The organism is Terrabacter sp. 01T434 (assembly GCF_056398545.1).
Map to the genome: position 1 here is coordinate 110,286 of NZ_JBFTPP010000010.1, position 18,472 is coordinate 128,757.

Annotated in this window: 16 protein-coding genes; 6 read left to right on the top strand and 10 right to left on the bottom strand. The window is 71.7% G+C overall.

The genetic code is table 11. The annotated features are described in order from the left end of the window. Positions 1–28: 28 nt before the first annotated feature. Positions 29–1,381 (top strand): aminotransferase-like domain-containing protein, encoded by a 1,353-nt coding sequence (locus tag AC1DIW_RS19065; RefSeq protein ID WP_478110162.1) that lies wholly within the window; start codon positions 29–31, stop codon positions 1,379–1,381. 29 nt (positions 1,382–1,410) lie between these two features. Here the strand turns inward: AC1DIW_RS19065 and AC1DIW_RS19070 are convergent, their stop codons facing one another. Further along, positions 1,411–2,838, bottom strand: a complete 1,428-nt coding sequence (locus AC1DIW_RS19070) for a carboxylesterase/lipase family protein (RefSeq protein WP_478110164.1) — start codon at positions 2,836–2,838, stop codon at positions 1,411–1,413. Between the two features lie 79 nt (positions 2,839–2,917). Then, the gene (locus AC1DIW_RS19075) at positions 2,918–3,295 is read right to left on the bottom strand and encodes a DUF5997 family protein (protein WP_442279517.1); all 378 of its coding nucleotides are present in this window, start codon (positions 3,293–3,295) and stop codon (positions 2,918–2,920) included. Positions 3,296–3,463: 168 nt separating this feature from the next. Between AC1DIW_RS19075 and AC1DIW_RS19080 the strand changes: the two genes are divergently transcribed. Then, complete coding sequence (locus AC1DIW_RS19080) at positions 3,464–4,228, top strand: LysR substrate-binding domain-containing protein (protein ID WP_478110165.1); 765 nt, start codon at positions 3,464–3,466, stop codon at positions 4,226–4,228. Positions 4,229–4,302: 74 nt separating this feature from the next. Further along, positions 4,303–4,818, top strand: coding sequence for an SRPBCC family protein (locus AC1DIW_RS19085; protein ID WP_442279515.1), 516 nt, complete (start codon positions 4,303–4,305; stop codon positions 4,816–4,818). Here the strand turns inward: AC1DIW_RS19085 and AC1DIW_RS19090 are convergent. After that, a complete protein-coding gene (locus tag AC1DIW_RS19090) occupies positions 4,781–5,488 on the bottom strand; it encodes an HAD family hydrolase (protein ID WP_478110166.1) in 708 nt (235 codons plus the stop codon). The two genes, AC1DIW_RS19085 and AC1DIW_RS19090, sit on opposite strands and share 38 nt — an antisense overlap. 4 nt (positions 5,489–5,492) lie before the next feature. Next, positions 5,493–9,275, bottom strand: a complete 3,783-nt coding sequence (gene metH / locus AC1DIW_RS19095; RefSeq protein ID WP_478110168.1) for a methionine synthase — start codon at positions 9,273–9,275, stop codon at positions 5,493–5,495. Positions 9,276–9,560: 285 nt separating this feature from the next. Between metH and AC1DIW_RS19100 the strand changes: the two genes are divergently transcribed. Then, positions 9,561–10,415: a PAC2 family protein gene (locus AC1DIW_RS19100; protein WP_442279590.1), complete on the top strand. Its 855-nt coding sequence runs from the start codon at positions 9,561–9,563 to the stop codon at positions 10,413–10,415. Positions 10,416–10,778: 363 nt separating this feature from the next. Here AC1DIW_RS19100 and mshC read toward each other — a convergent pair whose 3' ends face one another. The 4 genes from mshC to AC1DIW_RS19120 all read right to left on the bottom strand — a co-directional run bounded on the left by mshC (position 10,779) and on the right by AC1DIW_RS19120 (position 14,186). Further along, complete coding sequence (mshC, locus tag AC1DIW_RS19105) at positions 10,779–12,035, bottom strand: cysteine--1-D-myo-inosityl 2-amino-2-deoxy-alpha-D-glucopyranoside ligase (RefSeq protein ID WP_478110170.1); 1,257 nt, start codon at positions 12,033–12,035, stop codon at positions 10,779–10,781. 61 nt (positions 12,036–12,096) lie between these two features. Beyond that, entirely contained in the window at positions 12,097–12,906 is an 810-nt protein-coding gene (locus AC1DIW_RS19110; RefSeq protein ID WP_478110172.1) for an SCO1664 family protein, read from the bottom strand. After that, positions 12,890–13,444 (bottom strand): DUF3090 domain-containing protein, encoded by a 555-nt coding sequence (locus AC1DIW_RS19115; RefSeq protein WP_478110173.1) that lies wholly within the window; start codon positions 13,442–13,444, stop codon positions 12,890–12,892. The genes AC1DIW_RS19110 and AC1DIW_RS19115 overlap by 17 nt, the downstream gene beginning before the upstream one ends. Before the next feature lie 10 nt (positions 13,445–13,454). Next, complete coding sequence (locus tag AC1DIW_RS19120; protein WP_478110174.1) at positions 13,455–14,186, bottom strand: MSMEG_4193 family putative phosphomutase; 732 nt, start codon at positions 14,184–14,186, stop codon at positions 13,455–13,457. Positions 14,187–14,278: 92 nt separating this feature from the next. Here AC1DIW_RS19120 and corA point away from each other — a divergent pair, with 92 nt between their 5' ends. Continuing rightward, positions 14,279–15,280, top strand: a complete 1,002-nt coding sequence (corA, locus tag AC1DIW_RS19125; RefSeq protein WP_442279508.1) for a magnesium/cobalt transporter CorA — start codon at positions 14,279–14,281, stop codon at positions 15,278–15,280. Between the two features lie 63 nt (positions 15,281–15,343). Here corA and AC1DIW_RS19130 read toward each other — a convergent pair whose 3' ends face one another. Both AC1DIW_RS19130 and AC1DIW_RS19135 read right to left on the bottom strand, forming a co-directional pair. Beyond that, a complete protein-coding gene (locus AC1DIW_RS19130) occupies positions 15,344–16,204 on the bottom strand; it encodes an undecaprenyl-diphosphate phosphatase (protein WP_478110175.1) in 861 nt (286 codons plus the stop codon). Positions 16,205–16,348: 144 nt separating this feature from the next. Continuing rightward, entirely contained in the window at positions 16,349–17,449 is a 1,101-nt protein-coding gene (locus AC1DIW_RS19135; protein ID WP_478110177.1) for an LLM class F420-dependent oxidoreductase, read from the bottom strand. A gap of 75 nt (positions 17,450–17,524) precedes the next feature. Between AC1DIW_RS19135 and AC1DIW_RS19140 the strand changes: the two genes are divergently transcribed. Next, positions 17,525–18,460, top strand: coding sequence for an aldo/keto reductase (locus AC1DIW_RS19140; protein WP_442279505.1), 936 nt, complete (start codon positions 17,525–17,527; stop codon positions 18,458–18,460). Positions 18,461–18,472: the final 12 nt, after the last annotated feature.

Sequence of the window (18,472 nt, forward strand, 5' to 3'; positions counted from 1 at the left end):
ACAAAGCATCGATTGCTATGTTACGAAGATGCGCGCCGTCATCTCGGCCCTCGAGGAGCGTCTCGACGCCCCGACCGCCAAGGGTCTCGCCCAGGCAGTGTCCCGGGCCATCCGCGACGCCGCCCTGCGGCCTGGCGACCAGCTGCCCCCCATCCGCCGCGTGGCCGAGGAGCTGATGATGTCGCCGACCACGGTGAGCGCGGCGTGGCAGCTGCTCGCGAGGTCGGGAACGATCCGCTCTGACGGTCGGCGCGGCACGACGGTCGCCCCCACCGCGCGCGGTGGCGAGCGCTACACCCGGGCGCTGCGCCACGAGTCCCCCGTGCACCTCGACCTCTCGACCGGCATCCCCGACGGCGCCCTCCTGCCGCCCCTCGTACCGGTGCTCTCGGGCCTGGCCGAGCCGGCGACCCCGAGCAGCTACCTCGACGACCCCGTGCTCGACGAGCTGCGGGCCGTGCTGGCCGAGGACTGGCCGTATGCCGCCGAGGAGCTCCTCGTCGTCGACGGCGCCATGGACGCGCTGGACCTGGTCACCCGAACCTTGCTGCGCCCCGGCGACCTCGTCCTCGTCGAGAACCCCGGCTTCCCACCGTTGCTCGACCTGCTCGAGGACCGAGGGGTCGCTGTCGTCGGGGTTCCGCTCGACGAGACCGGCCTCGACCTCGACCGTGTCGAGGAGCTCCTGCCGAGGCGACCCGCAGCGGTCGTCCTCCAACCTCGCGGCCAGAACCCGACCGGGGTGTCGATGTCGCCCACGCGCGCGCGCCGCCTGGCCGCCGTGTTGCGCGGGCACGACTGCATCGTCGTCGAGGACGACTCGAGCGGGCCCATCTCGACGTCCGGCGCGATCAGTCTCGGGGCGTGGATCCCGGACCAGGTGCTGCACATCCGCAGCTTCAGCAAGTCCCACGGTCCCGACCTGCGCATCGCGGCGATCAGCGGGCCGGCGGCACTGCTCGGGCCCGTCCGCCACGCCCGGGCGATCGGGCAGGGCTGGACGAGCCGACTGCTGCAACGGGTGCTCGCCGGGCTCCTGCGTGACGACGAGTGCGCCCGACGCACGGCAGCGGCCCGTGCGGAGTACGCCCGACGGCGTGAGCTCGTCGTGGAGCGCCTCGCGACGTACGGCATCGACGTACCGGGCAGCGACGGCCTCAACATCTGGGTCCCCGTGCGTGACGAGGCAGCCGCGGTGCTGCGCCTGGCGAGCCAGGGGATCGCCGTGACGCCGGGGTCGCCGTTCTCCGTCGAGCACCCGGCTGGCCCCGCCGGCCACGTCCGTGTCACCACGGGCCTGATCCGCGAGAACCACGCGGAGGTGGCCGATCTCATCGCCGACGCCGCAGCCGCGGGGGCGTGGACCGCGCAGCACCGCTGACAGCCCCGGCTCCGGGCCGTCCCGGTCGCCTAGGGCAGGTCCAGCACCTCGGGCGCGTGGGTCCAGATCTCGCGCGAGATCTTCTCGGGGTACTCACCGACCGCGGGCTCCTCGCCGAACAACCGGGTGGCGCCGGTCTCGAAGCCGGGCCACCCGGGGTCGCCGTCGATGGCGAACGAGGTCCAGGCGTCGCGCATCTGCCTCGACAGCTCCTCGGCCTCCGGGCCGGGCTCGCCGATCAGCAGGGCGGGCTGTCCGACGGCGAGGTTGCCGAACACGAGGGGCACGTCGAGACCGTGGCAGGCGCCGAGCATGCCACCCATGCCCGGCGCCGGCCAGGTCAGCTCGTAGAGGTGCACGCGACCGCCGGCCGCGAGCTGCGCCTCGGCGAGCTTGAGCGACGGCATCCGGAAGAGCCAGTCCGAGCGCACGACCTCGTACAGCTCCCCGGGGTCCGGGAAGGCGTCGCGGTAGCGCTCCGGGTCCGGTCCGAAGACCTCGGCGGTCAGGGTGGCCTGCGCCTGCGTGACCTCGCCCAGCATCCCGGTGAGGGCCGTGAGCAGGCGTTGCTCGTCGCGGGTGTGCCCGACCATGAGCTCCACCCGGCCGGTGAGGCCCTGCCACGGCGTCGTCGGCAGCACGTCCCCGTCGACGACCGGAGCGAAGAGCACCTGCGCGTGGGCCGCCGGCCCCCAGCGACGGGTCAGCTCTCCCAGGCGCGCCGCGACCGCATCGCCGGCCGCGGGAAGCAGTCGCGGGTCCACCGACGGCAGGTCGGCGGGCTCGACGCCCAGCTCCGCGGCGCACTCCCTGGCGATGTCGGCGGCGAGCGCCGGGGTGAAGAAGGTGCCCGGCACGCTCTGCGCGACGGCCCGCTGGAACAGACCGGCTGCTCGGGGCATGGCGAGCAGGGCTGCCACCGACCCGCCACCCGCGGACTGGCCGAAGACGGTGACCCGCGCGGGGTCACCGCCGAAGGCGCGGATGTTGTCACGGACCCACTCGAGGACGGCGACCTGGTCGAGCAGGCCGCGGTTGGCGGGCATCCCCTCGACGTGGCCGAAGCCCTCGAGACCGACGCGGTAGTTGAAGGTCACGAGGACGACCCCGGCGCGGGCGAGCGTGCTGCCGTCGTACTCGGGGAGGCCGGACATGCCGAACGCATAGGCGCCGCCCTGCACCCACACCATGACGGGGAGCCGTCCTGCGAGGTCGGCCGACCACACGTTGACGGTCAGCCAGTCGTCGCCGGCACCGCCGAGGGCGTCCATCCCGAACGAGCCGGACTGCGGTGGCGGCGGCCCGAAGGCCGTGGCGTCCCGCACCCCGTCCCAGGCGCGGACGGGCTGAGGCGCCGAGAACGGGACGGGTGGCGCGGCATACGGGATCCCGCGGAAGACGGCGAGTCCGTCCTCGCTGCTGCCACGCACGACCCCACCGGTGACCTCGACGTCCACCCGACGAGTGTCGTCGTCACGACGGCGGGCGTGCCAGCGGATTTATCGGGAGCAGTCGCGGACGCGCGGGCTCAGGCGCTCAGGCGCGCTCGGCGTCCCGGGCCTTGAGCCGCGCCTCTTCGGCGCGGACCTGGGCGTGGATGTCGCGTTCGGCCACGAGCCAGGCCGGCATCTCCTCGAGGACGGCCTTGATCTGCTCGGTCGTCAGGTGCTCGCCGACACCGCCGCGGGCCAGACCCGAGTTCGAGATGCCCAGGCGTCGGGCCGTCTCCTGGCGCGTGTGGGGACCGTTGCGGCGCAAGGTCGAGAGCCACTCAGGCGGGTCGGCCTGCAGCGCGTTGAGCTCGGTGCGGCTGACGACGCCCTCCTGGAAGTCGGCCGGGGTCTCGGACAGCAGGACGCCGAGCTTCTTCGCGGCCGTCTGGGGCTTCATGGTCTGCGGCTTCGGCGTGGGCATGGGTCAAGCCTAGGGCGTCCCGGGACCGTCACTGCGCACGCGCCGGGGCCTCTGGCAGCCGTCGAGCGCGAGCGTCCCGGCACAGCCCCCACGGCCGTCACGTGGTCGGGCAGCGACGCCCGGGTGGACTAGCCTCGGACCGACCTGTCCCGACAGCGAAGGCCCACCATGACGCAACCGTTCCGCGTCGAGTTCGTCCCCGGCGTGACGCCCGACAAGTGGCTGCGGGTGTGGGCCCAGCGCCTCCCGGAGTCCCCTCTCGAGGCGGTTCCCGTCGAGGACACCGACGCGCTCGACCACCTGCGTGAGGGTGCCTCGTCGATGGTCCTGCTCCGGCTACCGGTCGACCGCGACGGCCTGCACGTCATCCCCCTCTACGAGGAGGTCCCGGTCGTCGTCGTGTCGAAGGACCACGTCGTCTCGGCCGTCGACGAGGTCGACGTCGCCGACCTCGCGGACGAGGTCCTCATGCAGGACCCTGGCTCCGTGCCGGAGTGGACGGCCGTCGCCGGTCCGGAGGCGCTCGAGCGGGCGACGGCGATGCCGCGCATGACGACGAAGCAGGCCGTCTCGGTCGTGGCGTCCGGTTCCGGCATCGTCGTCGTGCCGATGTCGGTCGCGCGACTGCACCACCGCAAGGACGTCGTGCACCGTCCCGTGACCGGGGTGGCCCCGTCGCGCGTCGGCCTCGCGTGGCGCGCCGACGACGAGGATCCCCGCATCGAGGACTTCATCGGTATCGTCCGCGGCCGCACCGAACGCAGCACCCGCGGCGGCGCGGACGCGTCCCCGAAGGCTGATCCCGCCGGGAAGGGGGGTCGACGCGAGACGTCACCGGGGCGCTCGCAACACTCCACTGCCCGCCGTGGCCAGCCGGCCGGTCGCAAGGGCGCGCCTCGCGGGGGTGCCTCCCGACGCAAGGGTCGCCGGTGAGTGACCCCCCACCCGGTGCACTGGCGCCGCGCGCCGAACTGCCCTGGCGCTGGGGCGATTTCGGACAATCACGTATGCCGGCACGTCTGGTCGGCCACGACGGGCCGGTCGTGAGCCGGGCGGTCACCGCGCGTGCCGAGCCCCAGGTCGTCTTCCGGTGGCTGTGCCAGTTGAGGGTGGCGCCGTACAGCTACGACCTCGTCGACAACCTGGGCCGCCGTAGCCCACGCTCCCTGACGCCGGGCCTGGAGAGGCTCGAGCGCGGACAGCGCTTCGCGTCGATCTTCACGCTCGTCGACTGGGTGCCCGACGAGATGGTCGCCCTCGAGATCACGGAGCCGGCCGGCATACGCCTCTTCGGTCGGCTGCCGCTCGTCTACCAGACCGTGCCGCTCACGGACGGTCCCATCGAGAGCGACGGTCCGCGCACGACGCTCCGAGGCGACATCGCGCTCCCCCGGGCGCGATCGGCGCCGGCCCGAGCGCGTTCCACCGCGCTCGCCTGGGGCGACCTCGTGATGATGCGGCGCCAGCTGCAGACGCTGGCCCGCCTCAGCGAGGGGACCGCACGCTCGACACGATCCTCGTGAGGTCGGCCGCGTCGACTCCTGCGAGGGTGTCGATGTGCACCGCCCCGGCGATGGGCGGCACGGGGACGACGTGCGGGATCGCGATCGTCGGCACACCGGCCGCCGTCGCGGAGCGCACGCCCGCCGGGGAGTCCTCGATGGCGATGCAGTCGGCGGGGTCGACCCCGACGAGGCGCGCGGCTTCGAGGTAGGGCTCCGGGTGCGGCTTCCCGTGGCTCACCTCGTCGCCCGTGACGAGATGGTCGAAGGCCCCCTCCGGCAGGCGCCGAACGACCATGTCGGCGAGCGAGCGCCACGACATCGTGACGAGCAGCGACGGCACGCCGAGGGCGCCGAGCTCGAGCAGCAGCTCGCGGGCGCCGGGACGCCACGGCACGCGGCGCTCGACCTGGGCGATGACGCGTCCGAGGAGGGCGTCGACGATCTCCGGCACGGACAGCGAGATCCCCGACTTCTCGATGATCAGCTGGGCCGACACCTCGAGCGCGTTGCCGACGAGCTGGTGCGCGAACTCGTCGTTCCACTCGCCTCCGTGTGCCGCGACGAGCTCGTGCTCGGCCTGAATCCAGTACGGCTCGGTGTCGACGAGCGTGCCGTCCATGTCCCACAGGACCGCGGCCGGGAGGGCCGGCACCACGACGTCGGGCTCGGTGGCGGGTGAGAGTGGCACCGGCTCAGTCCTCCGGGTCGTACGCGAGGTTGGAGGACAGCCAGCGTTCGGCCTCGGCGAGCGTCCAGCCCTTGCGGTCGGCGTAGTCCTGCACCTGGTCGCGACCCAGACGGCCGACGACGAAGTACTGCGACTGCGGGTGCGAGAAGTACCAGCCGCTCACCGACGCGCCCGGGGCCATCGCCATGCTCTCCGTGAGCGTGATGCCGGTGTTGGCCTCCACGTCGAGCAGGCGCCAGAGCGTCGCCTTCTCGGTGTGCTCGGGGCAGGCCGGGTAGCCGGGAGCCGGACGGATGCCGGCGTACTGCTCCTTGATGAGCGCGACGTTGTCGAGGTGCTCGTCGGGCGCGTAGCCCCAGAACTCCTTGCGGACCCGCTCGTGCATCCGCTCGGCGAAGGCCTCGGCCAGGCGGTCGGCGAGCGACTCGAGCAGGATCGCGTTGTAGTCGTCGAGGTCCGCCCTGAACGCGGCGACCCGCTCTCCCCCACCGAGACCGGCGGTCACGGCGAAGCCGCCGATCCAGTCGTCGGTCCCCTTGGGTGCGACGTAGTCGGCAAGCGACCGGTTCGGCACGCCTGCGCGGTGCTCCCCCTGCTGGCGCAGGTGGTGCAGGACCGTCAGCCGCTCGGAGCGCGCGTCATCGAGGTAGACCTCGATGTCGTCGCCCACGGAGTTCGCCGGGAAGAAGCCGATGACGCCGTTGGCCGTGAGCCAGCGCTCGTCGACGATGCGGTCGAGCATCGCCTGCGCATCGTCGTAGAGCTTGCGCGCGGCCGGACCACTGGCCGGGTTGTTGAGGATGTCGGGGAAGCTCCCCTTCATCTCCCAGGTGTTGAAGAACGGCTGCCAGTCGATGTAGCGGCGCAGCTCGCCGAGCGAGTAGTGGTGGAAGGCCTTGACGTGCTGGGAGATCCGGTGCGATCGGGTGATCGTCGAGACGTCGTGGTCCTGCTGGAGCAACAGGTGCGGGTGCGGCGGTCGGTAGCCGGACCAGTCCACCGGGGTGCGCCGCTCCCGTGCCTGCTCGAGGCCGAGCAGAGGCCGGTCGTGCTTGGCCGCGTGGCGGGTCCGCAGCGAGTCGTAGTCCTCCTTGACCTGGGCCAGCAGCTTCGGACGAAGCTCGTCGCTGAGGAGGGCGGCCGCGGTCGGGACCGATCGGGAGGCGTCCTTGACCCAGACGACGGGCCCGTCGTAGCGCTGGTCGACCTTGACGGCCGTGTGCGCGCGAGAGGTCGTCGCCCCCCCGATGAGGAGCGGGATGGTCAGGCCCTGGCGCTGCATCTCGGCGGCGAAGCCGACCATCTCGTCGAGCGAGGGGGTGATGAGGCCCGAGAGCCCGATGATGTCGGCGTCGTGCTCCTTGGCGGCGTCGAGGATCTTCTGGGCCGGCACCATGACGCCCAGGTCGATGACCTCGTAGTTGTTGCACTGGAGGACGACGCCGACGATGTTCTTGCCGATGTCGTGGACGTCGCCCTTGACCGTCGCCATGACGATCGTGCCGTTGGTGTCCTTGGCGGTGGCGAGCTCGGGGTCCTTGGCCTTCTCCTCCTCGATGAACGGGATGAGGTAGGCGACCGCCTTCTTCATGACGCGGGCGCTCTTGACCACCTGGGGCAGGAACATCTTGCCCGCGCCGAAGAGGTCGCCGACGACGTTCATGCCGTCCATGAGCGGACCCTCGATGACCTCGATCGGGTGGCCTCCGCGGTCGGCGATCTCCGCGCGGAGCAGCTCGGTGTCCGCCTGGATGTGTGCGTCGACGCCCTTGACGAGGGAGTGCGTGATGCGCTCGCCGAGCGGCAGGGCGCGCCACTCCTCCTCGCTGACCTCGGCGGCCTGGCCGACCTTGTTGTACTCCTCCGCGATCTCGAGGAGCCGCTCGGCGGCGTCGGGTCGGCGGTTGAGCACGACGTCCTCGATCCGCTCGCGCAGCTCGGGGTCGACCTCGTCGTAGACGGCCAGGGCGCCGGCATTGACGATGCCCATGTCGAGGCCGGCCGCGATGGCGTGGTAGAGGAAGACAGCGTGGATCGCCTCACGCACGGGGTTGTTGCCACGGAAGCTGAACGACACGTTGGAGATCCCGCCCGAGACCTTGGCGCCCGGGAGGTTCTCCTTGATCCAGCGCGTCGCCTCGATGAAGTCGAGCCCGTAGGACGCGTGCTCCTCGATGCCCGTGGCGACAGCGAAGACGTTGGGGTCGAAGATGATGTCCTCGGCGGGGAAGCCGACCTCCTCGGTGAGCAGGCGGTAGGCCCGGGAGCAGATCTGCTTGCGGCGCTCGAGCGAGTCGGCCTGACCGTCCTCGTCGAAGGCCATGACGACAGCCGCAGCGCCGTACTTGCGCACGAGGCGGGCCTGGCGCAGGAACGGCTCCTCGCCCTCCTTGAGGGAGATCGAGTTGACGATGGCCTTGCCCTGCACGCACTTGAGCCCGGCCTCGATCACCTCCCACTTCGAGGAGTCGACCATGACGGGGACCCGGCTGATGTCGGGCTCGCTCGCGACCAGCTTGAGGAAGCGGTCCATCGCCGCCACCCCGTCGATCATCCCCTCGTCCATGTTGACGTCGATGACCTGCGCGCCGCTCTCGACCTGCTGCGCAGCGACCGACAGTGCGGTGTCGTAGTCGCCGTCCTTGATGAGCGTGCGGAAGCGCGCCGAGCCGGTGATGTTGGTGCGCTCGCCGACGTTGACGAAGAGGCTCTCGTCGGTGATGGTGAACGGCTCGAGACCCGACAGGCGCATGGCCGGCGCGAGGGACGCCGGCTCACGGACCGGCTTGCCGTCGACTGCCTTGGCAATGGCGGCGATGTGCTCGGGCGTCGTGCCGCAGCAGCCGCCGACGAGGTTGACGAGCCCCGCCTCGGCGAACTCACCGACGATGCCCGCGGTCTCGTCGGGCGCCTCGTCGTACTCACCGAACGCGTTGGGCAGCCCGGCGTTGGGGTAGCAGGAGACGAACGAGTCGGCCAGGCGCGCCATCTCGGCGATGTAGGGCCGCATCTCCTTGGCGCCGAGGGCACAGTTGAGGCCCACGGCGAGCGGTGAGACGTGCCGGACGGAGTCCCAGAATGCCTCCGTGACCTGACCGGAGAGCGTGCGGCCGGACGCGTCGGTGATGGTGCCGGAGACGACGACCGGCCAGCGCCGGCCCTGCTCCTCGAAGAGGGTCTCGACGGCGAAGATCGCCGCCTTGGCGTTGAGGGTGTCGAAGATCGTCTCGATGAAGATGAGGTCGCTGCCGCCGTCGACGAGGCCGCGGGCCGACTCGAGGTAGGCGGCGACGAGCTGGTCGTAGGAGACGTTGCGCGCCCCGGGGTCGTTGACGTCGGGAGAGATCGAGGCCGTACGCGTCGTCGGCCCGAGCGCGCCCGCGACGTAGCGGGGTCGCTCGGGCGTGCGCTCCGTCATGGCGTCCGCCTCACGGCGCGCCAGAGCGGCGGCTTCGAAGTTCAGCTCGTAGGCGAGCTCCTCCATGCCGTAGTCCGACAGCGAGATCGCGTTGGCGTTGAAGGTGTTGGTCTCGATGATGTCGGCGCCGGCCTCGAGGTACTCGCGGTGGATGCCGCCGATGATCTCGGGCGCGGTGAGCGTCAGGAGGTCGTTGTTGCCCTGGACGTCGCTCGGCCAGTCGGCAAAGCGCTCGCCGCGGTAGCCGGCCTCGTCGGGGCGGTCACGCTGGATGGCCGTCCCCATGGCGCCGTCGAGGATCATGATGCGCCGGCCGAGCGTGGCGGTGAGGCTCTCGGTGGCATCGGGTCGCTGCTGCGACTTGGACAACGTGGCTCCTCTCGGCGGCACGAAGGCGTGCCGTGTGACGGGACCGGCCCGATTCTACGGACCTGCCGTGGCTCCTGCGCTGCCGCCCGCACTGCGGTCACGCGACGCCACCCTCCGGCATACCCGATCGAGTCCGCGCCAGAGCCCGCGCCAGAGCCCGCGCCAGAGCCCGCGTGGGAGCCCACAGCGCCCGGGGCGCGCCCGCCCGGGAGTCCGGGCCATCCGGTCCGGCAGGTCCTAGGCTGAAGGGGTGGACGCGACCGCGACCACGGTGAAGGAGACATGGTGCTGGAGTTCGAGGACGTGCCGGAGCTGGTCGACCCGGTGCTCATCGCGGCCTTCGAGGGCTGGAACGACGCCGGCGAGGCGGCCACGAGCGCGGTCCGCCACCTCGCCGAGGTCTGGGACGCCGAGGTCGTCGCGGCCCTCGACCCCGAGGACTACTACGACTTCCAGGTCAACCGTCCGCGCGTGTCGCTCGAGGACGGTCGGCGCGTGCTGACCTGGCCCACGACACGCGTCCTCGTCGCCACCGAGACGGGTCTGGACCGTGACGTCGTCCTCGTGCAGGGCATCGAGCCGTCGATGCGCTGGCGGGCCTTCACGGTCGAGCTGCTCGAGCTCGCAGAGCGGTTCGGCGTCACGACGATCGTCACCGTCGGCGCGCTCCTCGCGGACGTCCCGCACACCCGACCGATCCCGGTCACCGCCACCGCCGAGGACGAGGCGGCGATCCACCGCTTCGACGTCGAGGCGTCGCGCTACGAAGGCCCGACGGGCATCGTGGGGGTGCTGAGCCACGCCGCCGCCGACTCCGGCATCCCGACGGTCTCGGCGTGGGCTGCCGTGCCGCACTACGCCGGTGGGGCGCCGTCGCCGAAGGCGACCCTGAGCCTGCTGCGCCGCATCGAGTCGCTGCTCGGGGTGACCGTGCCGCACGGCGAGCTCGAGGAGAACGCTCGGGCGTGGGAGCGCGGCGTCGACGAGCTGGCCCAGTCCGACGAGGAGGTCGCCGAGTACGTCCAGTCCCTCGAGGAGGCGCAGGACACCGCCGAGCTCCCCGAGGCGAGCGGTGACGCGATCGCGCGCGAGTTCGAGCGCTACCTTCGCGGGCGCGACGACGACCAGACCGGCCGCTGAGCCGAGTTCTCTCGGGGTCGGCGGCGGAGCAGCGTGAGTTCATCAGCCGACCATCTGGTCGCTTGTCGCGTCATGTGGGCGAGGTGGACCGCAACAAGCCCCCAAGTGGTCAGTTGACGTGGAAGGCCCGTCCACGGGCGCGACGACGACCAGACCGGCCGCTGACGATCGAAAGAGCATTCCGTCCGCCCAGCGGCCCCGCCGAACGCAGACGGATCGCTCTCTCGATCGGGTGAAGAGCCCCCGGCACCCTGCTCAACGGCCTGGCGCCCCGGCCTGCCACCCTCCCCCATCACGATCGAAAGAGCGTTCGGTCCGGACGGAATGCTCTTTCGATTGGGGAGGGGGGTGGCCGGTGCGGGGTCAGAGGCGGACGCCGAGCAGGGCGTCGAGGGCCCGGCCGAGTATGCCGGGGGCACCCGGGTCGTCGCCCCCGCGGCTGAGTGCCTGGCTGGCCCACCGGTCGACCGCCTCGAGGGCCCGCGGGCTGTCGAGGTCGTCGGCGAGAGCGGCGCGGATGTCGTCGACGGTCTGGTCGGCGACGGGACCGCCGTTGCACGACAAGGCCTCTCGCCAGGTCGCGAGCCGCTGCTGCGCCTCGACGAGCTGGTCGTGGGTCCACATCCAGTCGTGCGCGTGGTGCCGGGCGAGCAGGGCCAGCCGGATCGCCATCGGGTCGATGCCGTCACGACGCAGCTGCGAGACGAGGACGAGGTTGCCCTTGCTCTTGCTCATCTTCTCGCCGTCGAGACCCACCATGCCCTGGTGGACGAAGGCGCCCGCGAAGGACTGGGATCCGCTGAGCGCGCGGCCGTGCGCCGAGCTCATCTCGTGGTGCGGGAAGACGAGGTCGGTGCCGCCGCCCTGGACGTCGACGGGGAGGCCCAGGTGGTCGAGCGCGATGCACGCGCACTCGATGTGCCAGCCCGGCCGGCCCGGGCCGAGCGACCCGCCGTCCCACTCGGGCTCGCCCTCACGGTGGGCTCGCCACAGCAGCGCGTCGAGCCGGTTGCGCTTGCCCGCACGGTCGGGGTCTCCCCCGCGCTCGGCGAAGACCTCCATCATGCCCGCCTCGTCGAGGTGGCTGACTGAGCCGAACCGCGGGTCCCTCGCGACGTCGAAGTAGAAGTCCTGCGCACCCGGGCGCGACGCGTCCGGCGCGGGCACGGCATACGCCCAACCGTCGACGACGAGCTTCTCGATGGGGCCCACGAAGGTAGGGATGCTCTCGACGGCCCCGAGGTACTCGTCGGGAGGGATCACGGCGAGCGCGGTCATGTCCTCGCGGAAGAGCGCGATCTCGCGCGTCGCGAGGTCGCGCCAGTCGATGCCGTCGCGCTCGGCCCGTTCGAGGAGCGGGTCGTCGATGTCGGTGATGTTCTGGACGTAGCGCACGGTGTGCCCGCTGGCGCGCAGCGCCCGCCCGAGCAGGTCGAACGTCACGTAGGTCGCCGCGTGGCCCATATGGGTGGCGTCGTAGGGGGTGATGCCGCAGACGTAGAGCGTGACGACCTCGCCACGCGCAGCGGGAACCAGCTCGCCGGATGCCGTGTCGCGGACTCGCACCTCGGGGGCACTGCCGGGAACCTCGGGAACGAACGGCATCGGCCAACTTCTCACGCGCAGACTCTATCCCGCGGTGCGGGCGCGCTCGTCGCGGGCACCGGGTCCGCGGACCGACTCAGAGTGGCGGCCACGGCACCGACGGCCAGTCGCGCCTGGGGGACGGGTGCACCCCGCGGTCGATGAGGCGCGCCACCCGCAGCAGGAGGGCGTCGACATCGGCCACCGGCAGCAGCACGAGCAGGCGGTCGCGCACGTCGCTGGCCTCGAGGGCACGCCGAAGGCGCTCGAGGCGCGCGAGGTCGGCGTCCACGATCCGTTCACCCGCCCAGCCCCACAGCACCGTGCGCAGCTTCGGCGTCGGCGAGAAGGTCACGCCGTGGTCGATGGCCCAGAGACGGCCGTCTGCGTCCCGGAGGCAGTGCGAGCCCTTCCGGTCCGAGTTGTTGAGCGCCGCGTCGAGCACCGCCAGCGACCGCACGTCATCGGCACGCGAGTGCACGACCGTGACGGCTGACCCGCCCGGCGTCTCGCCGTCGAGGACGGCAGACCAACCCTCAGGTGTGCGCCCCTCGGGCACGAGGTCGACGACGACGTCGTCGGCGACGGACTCGAACGGATCGCCGATCCACAGCTGCACCGACCCGGGACCGAGGGGGCCGTCGCGCATCACCGTCGGGGGGACGACGTCCCAGCCGCCGAGCTCGGAGACCACCTGGGCCGCCACCTCGCGGCCGGCGAGGGTGCCTTCGGGGAAGTCCCAGAGGGGCCGCTCGCCGCGGATGGGCTTGTAGATGACATGGCCGCCGGGCAGCGTCGACACGCGTGCCAGGACCGCGAGGTTGGAGGAGTCGGCGATCCGTCCCAGGACCTCGATCTCGCCGGTCAGGTCGACCGGCGAAGGCGTCAGGTCAGCGCTTGTAGCCATTGGCCCGCGGGCAGATGTGGCCCGTGGGGTCGAGCGGGTTGCCGCAGAACGGGCACGGCGGCCGCCCTGCGGCGACCAGCGCGTTGCTGCGCCGCGCGAAGGCTCGGGCCTGCGCGGGCGTCAGGGTGACGCGGAGCGAGTTGCGCCCCAGAGGTCCCACCTCGTCGACGGCGTCGTCGGCGACCTCGTCGACCTCGTCGGGGTCGTGGTCGTGACACTCGATGACGACCTTCTGCGCGTCCTCGTCCCACGCCAGGGACAGCGTCTGCACGCGCCAGTCCTCGTCGAACGGCGTCTGCAACGGGTCGGTGTCCTCGGGCACGCCGCCGGGCTCGCCGGGCTCGGCCGCCGTGGCGGGTGCGAGCTGGTCGAGCACATCGTTGATGCGGTCGGCGAGGATCGAGACCTGCTGCTTCTCGACACCGATGGTCACGACCAGCGGTCCGGTGCTCGCCTGGAGGTAGAAGGCTCGCTGGCCGGCGGGGCCGACCGTCCCGGCGACGAACCGGTCAGCGGGATCGAAGTCCTGGACCGTCATGCGTTCGACCCTATCCGACGCCACCGGCCGCGCCGGCGCCGCCGCCCACCACGGCGTCACCGTCCTCGGCCGCCTGCTTCTGGGGTGGCCGCAGGCCCGTGAGGTCTCCCCCGACGTCGTTGAGCCGCAGCACGAACGGCTTGCGGCTCGTGTAGCGCACGACGCTCACCGACGCCGGGTCGACGTTGATCCGCTGGAAGTCGTCGAGGTGCGCGCCCGTGGCGTGCGACAGGATGGACTTGATGACGTCGCCGTGCGACACCGCGACCCACACCGCGTCGTTGCCGTGCGTCTCGAGGATGCGCGCGTCGGTCTCGCGGACGGCGCGCAGCGCCCGGTCCTGCATCTCCACCATGGACTCGCCGGGGTATGCCGCGGAGTCCGGGAAGCGCGCCTCGCTCGGTCGGTCCTGCACGACCTTCCAGAGCTCCTCCCTGGCGAGCTCCGAGATGGGGCGCCCGGTCCAGGCGCCGTAGCGGCACTCGCCCAGCCCTGCGTGGACGCTGCGGGCGACATGGTTCGGCAGCGGCGCGGCCAGCAGGTCCGCCGTCTGCACGCAGCGGTCCAGAGGTGAGCTGACGATCTCGACGACGGGCAGGACGGCTGCGGCCAGCCGCTGTCCGACGGCAGCGGCCTGCGCCTCGCCGGTCTCGTCGAGGAAGACGCCGGGCATCCAGCCGGCCAGCGTGCCGGCGGTGTTGGAGGTGGATCGGCCGTGGCGCACGAAGAGGACGGTGGGCACGGTCGTCACCCTAGCCCGCGAGCCGGACGCCACCACCGGCATACGCCCTCACGTGCGCGCCACCGACCTGCGGACGTGGTGAAGTAGGGGACGTGATCGTGGACAAGGCCATCTACCGCAACGGACGGCGAGAGGGGTGCGGCGACCTCAGCGACGAGCTGGACGTGCTGCGCCTCACCCAGGACGGCTTCCTCTGGATCGGCCTCAAGGACCCGACCGACGAGGAGTTCGAACTCGTCAACGAGGAGCTGCATCTGCACCCCCTGGCCGTCGAGGACGCCGTCCTCGGCCACCAACGAGCCAAGATCGAGAAGTACGAGTCGTCGGTGTTCGTCGTGCTCAAGACCCTGCGCTACGTCGAGGCGACGAGCGACATCGAGACCGGTGAGGTCATGCTCTTCATCGGTGACCGCTTCGTCGTCACGGTGCGGCACGGCGAGGGCAACCCGCTGGCCGGGGTGCGCCAGCGGCTCGAGGCCGCACCGGAACGCCTCCGCCATGGGTCGATGACGGTGCTGCACGCCGTGATGGACTCCGTCGTCGACAACTACACCGTCGTCGACCGGGAGGTGCGTCAGGACCTCGAGCAGATCGAGGAGCAGGTCTTCGCCTCGGCCACCGGCGGCGACGCCAACACGATCTACCGGCTCAAGCGCGAGGTCCTCGAGTTCCGGCGGGCCAGCCAGCCGCTCGCCGACACCCTGACCCACTTCATGGACCCCGCCCGCCGACACGGAGTGTCCGACGTGCTGCTTCCGTTCTTCCGCGACGTCGCCGACCACCTGCGCCTCGTCAACGACCACGTCGAGTCCTACGACCGGCTCCTGACCGACGTCCTGTCCGCGCACCTCGCCAGCGTGTCCGTCAAGCAGAACGAGGACATGCGCCTCATCTCCGCGTGGGTCGCGATCGCGGCCGTGCCCACGATGATCGCCGGCATCTACGGGATGAACTTCCAGCACATCCCCGAGCTCGAGGTGAGCTTCCACGTCGGCGGCGGGGAGTTCTACTACGGCTACTTCGTCGCCCTCGCCGTCATGGCCGGCGCCTGTCTGGGCCTCTACCGGGCCTTCAAGCGCTCGGGCTGGCTGTAGCGAGGCGACGAACGGCCGGCTCCCACCGAGGTGGGACCGGCCGTTCGCGGCAGAGAGGCGTCGTCAGGTCGCGCTGATGACCCCGCCCGCGAGGACACCGGCCAGCACGAGGCCCAGGGCGACGCGGTACCAGACGAACGGCAGCAGGGTGTGGTTCGCGACGAAGCGCAGCAGCCAGGCGATCGTGGCGTAGGCCACGACAAAGGCCACCACGACGCCGACGAGGACGGGCCCCACGCCGAGGGCGGACAGCCCGTGCCTCTCCTGGACGGCCTGGAACAGGCCCGCGGCGGTGAGGGCGGGGATCGCGAGGAAGAAGCTGAGGCGTGTCGCCGTGACCCGGTCGATGCCGCGGGCGATGCCGGCGGAGATCGTCGCACCCGAGCGGGAGACGCCGGGGATGAGGGACAGGCACTGCACGAGACCGATGACGAAACCGTCGACCGGCCGCACCGAGTGCTCATCACGCAGGGTCCCGCGGGCCTCGTAGCCGGCGTAGATGCGCTCCGCCACCACCATGGCGACGCTCCAGAGGAGCAGGGCGACGGCCACGACCCAGAGGCTGCGCAGCGGGCCCGAGATGAGGTCACGAGCGAGGAAGCCGACGATGCCGACCGGGATCGAACCGATGACGACGGCCCACGCGAGGCCGTAGTCGGGGTCCTTGCGAGCGGCGACCGAGCCCAGGCCCCGGAACCACGCGACGGCGAAGCGGATGATGTCGCGGAAGAAGTAGAGGAGCGTCGCAGCGATGGCGCCGAGCTGGATGACGGCGGTGTAGGCCGTCACGGCCGGGTCGTTCACCTCGAGGCCGAGCAGCTTCTCGGTGATGGTCAGGTGTCCGGTCGAGGAGACCGGGAGGTACTCGGTGAGGCCTTCGACGACGCCGAGGATGACGGCGTCGAGGTAGCTGAGGTCAGCCATGGGTCAGGTGGGCCTTCTGCGCAGGAGGGACGGGACGGGGGCCGCTGACCCGCTCGGGGTCATCGGCCGCGGGGCACAATGTCGCACCCTACCTGCAACGTGGGCTGGGAGCCGCGACCGTCAAAGAGGCGCGTGGGCGACGTCCTAGTGAACGTCCGGGGCGACGTCACCTGAACGGCGGCTGGGGGTCTCGAGTCCCGCGATCCCGGCCACGACCTCAAGGCTGGCCACGGCCTGCTGGCGCGTCATGCCCCCGCCGACGGCGACGGCGAGCGTGGTGACGCCGGCCTCCTCGTAGCGGCCGAGTCGTCGGGCCACCCGCTCCGGCGAGCCGAGCAGGGCCGTCTCGTCGATGAACTCCAGGGGCACGGCCGCCGCGGCCTCCCGGTGGAGGCCCGCGAGGTAGAGGTCCTGGATCCGCGCGGCATCCTCCTCGAAGCCCATCCGGCACGCGAGCTGGTTGTAGAAGTTCTGCTCGCGCGAGCCCATGCCTCCGATGTAGAGGGCGCAGTAGTCACGCACGTGGGCGGCCGCCTCCTCGACGTCGTCGACGAGCACGACGGGCGTGGTCGCCACGACGTCGAAACCCGTCATCGGCGCGTCGACCGGGCCCCGGCCACCCCGGCGCCGACCCGTCTCGAGCGTGGCGAGCTGGTCGCCGGCGTGCTCGGGGCTGAAGAAGATCGCGAGCCAGCCGTCGGCGATCTCCCCGGTCAGCTCGAGGTTCTTCGGCCCGACGGCGGCGAGGTAGACGGGCAGGTCCGGTCGCACGGGCCGCGCCGAGAGCTTCAGCGGCTTGCCCGGACCGCCGGGCAGCGGCAACGGGTAGTGCGGCCCGGCATGGGTGACCGTGTCGCGGCGCAAGGCCGCCCGCACGATCTCGACGTAGTCCCGCGTGCGGCCGAGCGGGCTGCGGAACGGCACGCCGTGCCACCCCTCGCTCACCTGCGGACCCGAGACGCCGAGACCGAGCCGGAACCGACCCCCTGACATCGTGTCGATCGTCGCCGCGGTCATCGCCGTCATCGCCGGGGTGCGCCCCGGGATCTGCATGACCGCGGACCCGAGAGCGACGTGCTCCGTCAGGGCCCCGATCCAGGCGAGCATCGACGGGCTGTCCGAGCCGTACGCCTCTGCCACCCAGACGCTGTCGTAGCCGAGCCGGTCGGCCGCCTGCGCGATCGCGACCTGGTCGTGGCCCGTCGTGCCGCGCCCCCAGTACCCGAGATTCACACCGATCCTCATGCTGGGCAGGCTATCGGCGTCGCCCACATCGTGCCGCTCGCTCGGGGTGCGGTGTCGCCCACTACCGTTCGGGACATGCGCAGGCGTCTCGGCTCGTCCGGTCTCTCGGTCACCCCCCTGGCCCTCGGCACCATGCTGTGGGGCAACGCCGTCGACCGTCACGAGGCAGGTGACCACCTGCGTGCGTTCGTCGAGGCCGGCGGGAACCTCGTCGACACGGCATACGGCTACGGCGGCGGCGACGCCGAGACCATCCTCGGCGGGCTTCTCGACGGCACGGTGCCCCGCGACGACGTCGTCATCTGCACCAAGGCGGGCATCTCCCGCTCCGGTGGCCAGCGCCGCGTCGACGTGTCGCGCCGAGGGCTCATGTCGCAGCTCGAGACGTCGCTGCGCCGTCTCGGCACCGACCACGTGGACCTCTGGCTCGTGCACACCTGGTCCGACGACGTGCCGCTGTCGGAGACCCTGTCGGCCCTCGAGTGGGCTGCGGCCTCGGGTCGCGCACGCTATGTCGGCGTCTCCAACTACACCGGGTGGCAGTCCGCGCGCGCCTTCAGCGTGCTCGAGTCAGCGCGAATCCCCATGGTGGCCAACGAGATCGAGTACTCCTTGGTATGCCGCACGCCCGAGCACGAGGTCACGCCCGCTGCGACGTCGCTCGGCTTCGGCCTGCTGCCCTGGTCTCCGCTGGGACGGGGCGTCCTCACGGGCAAGTACCGCCACGGCATCCCGTCGGGGTCCCGGGCCGCGTCCACCGACTTCCCGGGCTTCGCCGAGCGGTTCCTCGACGAGCAGACGGCCCGCGTGGCCGATGCGGTCGCGATGGCTGCGCGAGGCCTGGCGGCCAAGCCGGCCGAGGTGGCGCTGGCCTGGGTGCGTGACCGTCCTGGGGTCGCCGCGCCCATCGTCGGCGCGCGGACGCCGGCACAGCTGCGGTCCGCGCTCGCGAGCCTCGAGCTCACGCTGCCCTCGGAGATCGTGGCTGCGCTGGACGACGTCTCGGCCTAGCCGGCGCGGCCC

What these genes read in the sequence shown, in the direction of transcription:
- AC1DIW_RS19065 (WP_478110162.1), top strand. Translation starts at nt 29, where the DNA reads ATGCGCGCCGTCATCTCGGCCCTCGAGGAGCGTCTCGACGCCCCGACC.
- AC1DIW_RS19075 (WP_442279517.1), bottom strand. Translation starts at nt 3,295, where the DNA reads ATGCCCACGCCGAAGCCGCAGACCATGAAGCCCCAGACGGCCGCGAAG.
- AC1DIW_RS19080 (WP_478110165.1), top strand. Translation starts at nt 3,464, where the DNA reads ATGACGCAACCGTTCCGCGTCGAGTTCGTCCCCGGCGTGACGCCCGAC.
- AC1DIW_RS19085 (WP_442279515.1), top strand. Translation starts at nt 4,303, where the DNA reads ATGCCGGCACGTCTGGTCGGCCACGACGGGCCGGTCGTGAGCCGGGCG.
- AC1DIW_RS19110 (WP_478110172.1), bottom strand. Translation starts at nt 12,906, where the DNA reads ATGGCTACAAGCGCTGACCTGACGCCTTCGCCGGTCGACCTGACCGGC.
- AC1DIW_RS19115 (WP_478110173.1), bottom strand. Translation starts at nt 13,444, where the DNA reads ATGACGGTCCAGGACTTCGATCCCGCTGACCGGTTCGTCGCCGGGACG.
- AC1DIW_RS19130 (WP_478110175.1), bottom strand. Translation starts at nt 16,204, where the DNA reads ATGGCTGACCTCAGCTACCTCGACGCCGTCATCCTCGGCGTCGTCGAA.
- AC1DIW_RS19135 (WP_478110177.1), bottom strand. Translation starts at nt 17,449, where the DNA reads ATGAGGATCGGTGTGAATCTCGGGTACTGGGGGCGCGGCACGACGGGC.
- AC1DIW_RS19140 (WP_442279505.1), top strand. Translation starts at nt 17,525, where the DNA reads ATGCGCAGGCGTCTCGGCTCGTCCGGTCTCTCGGTCACCCCCCTGGCC.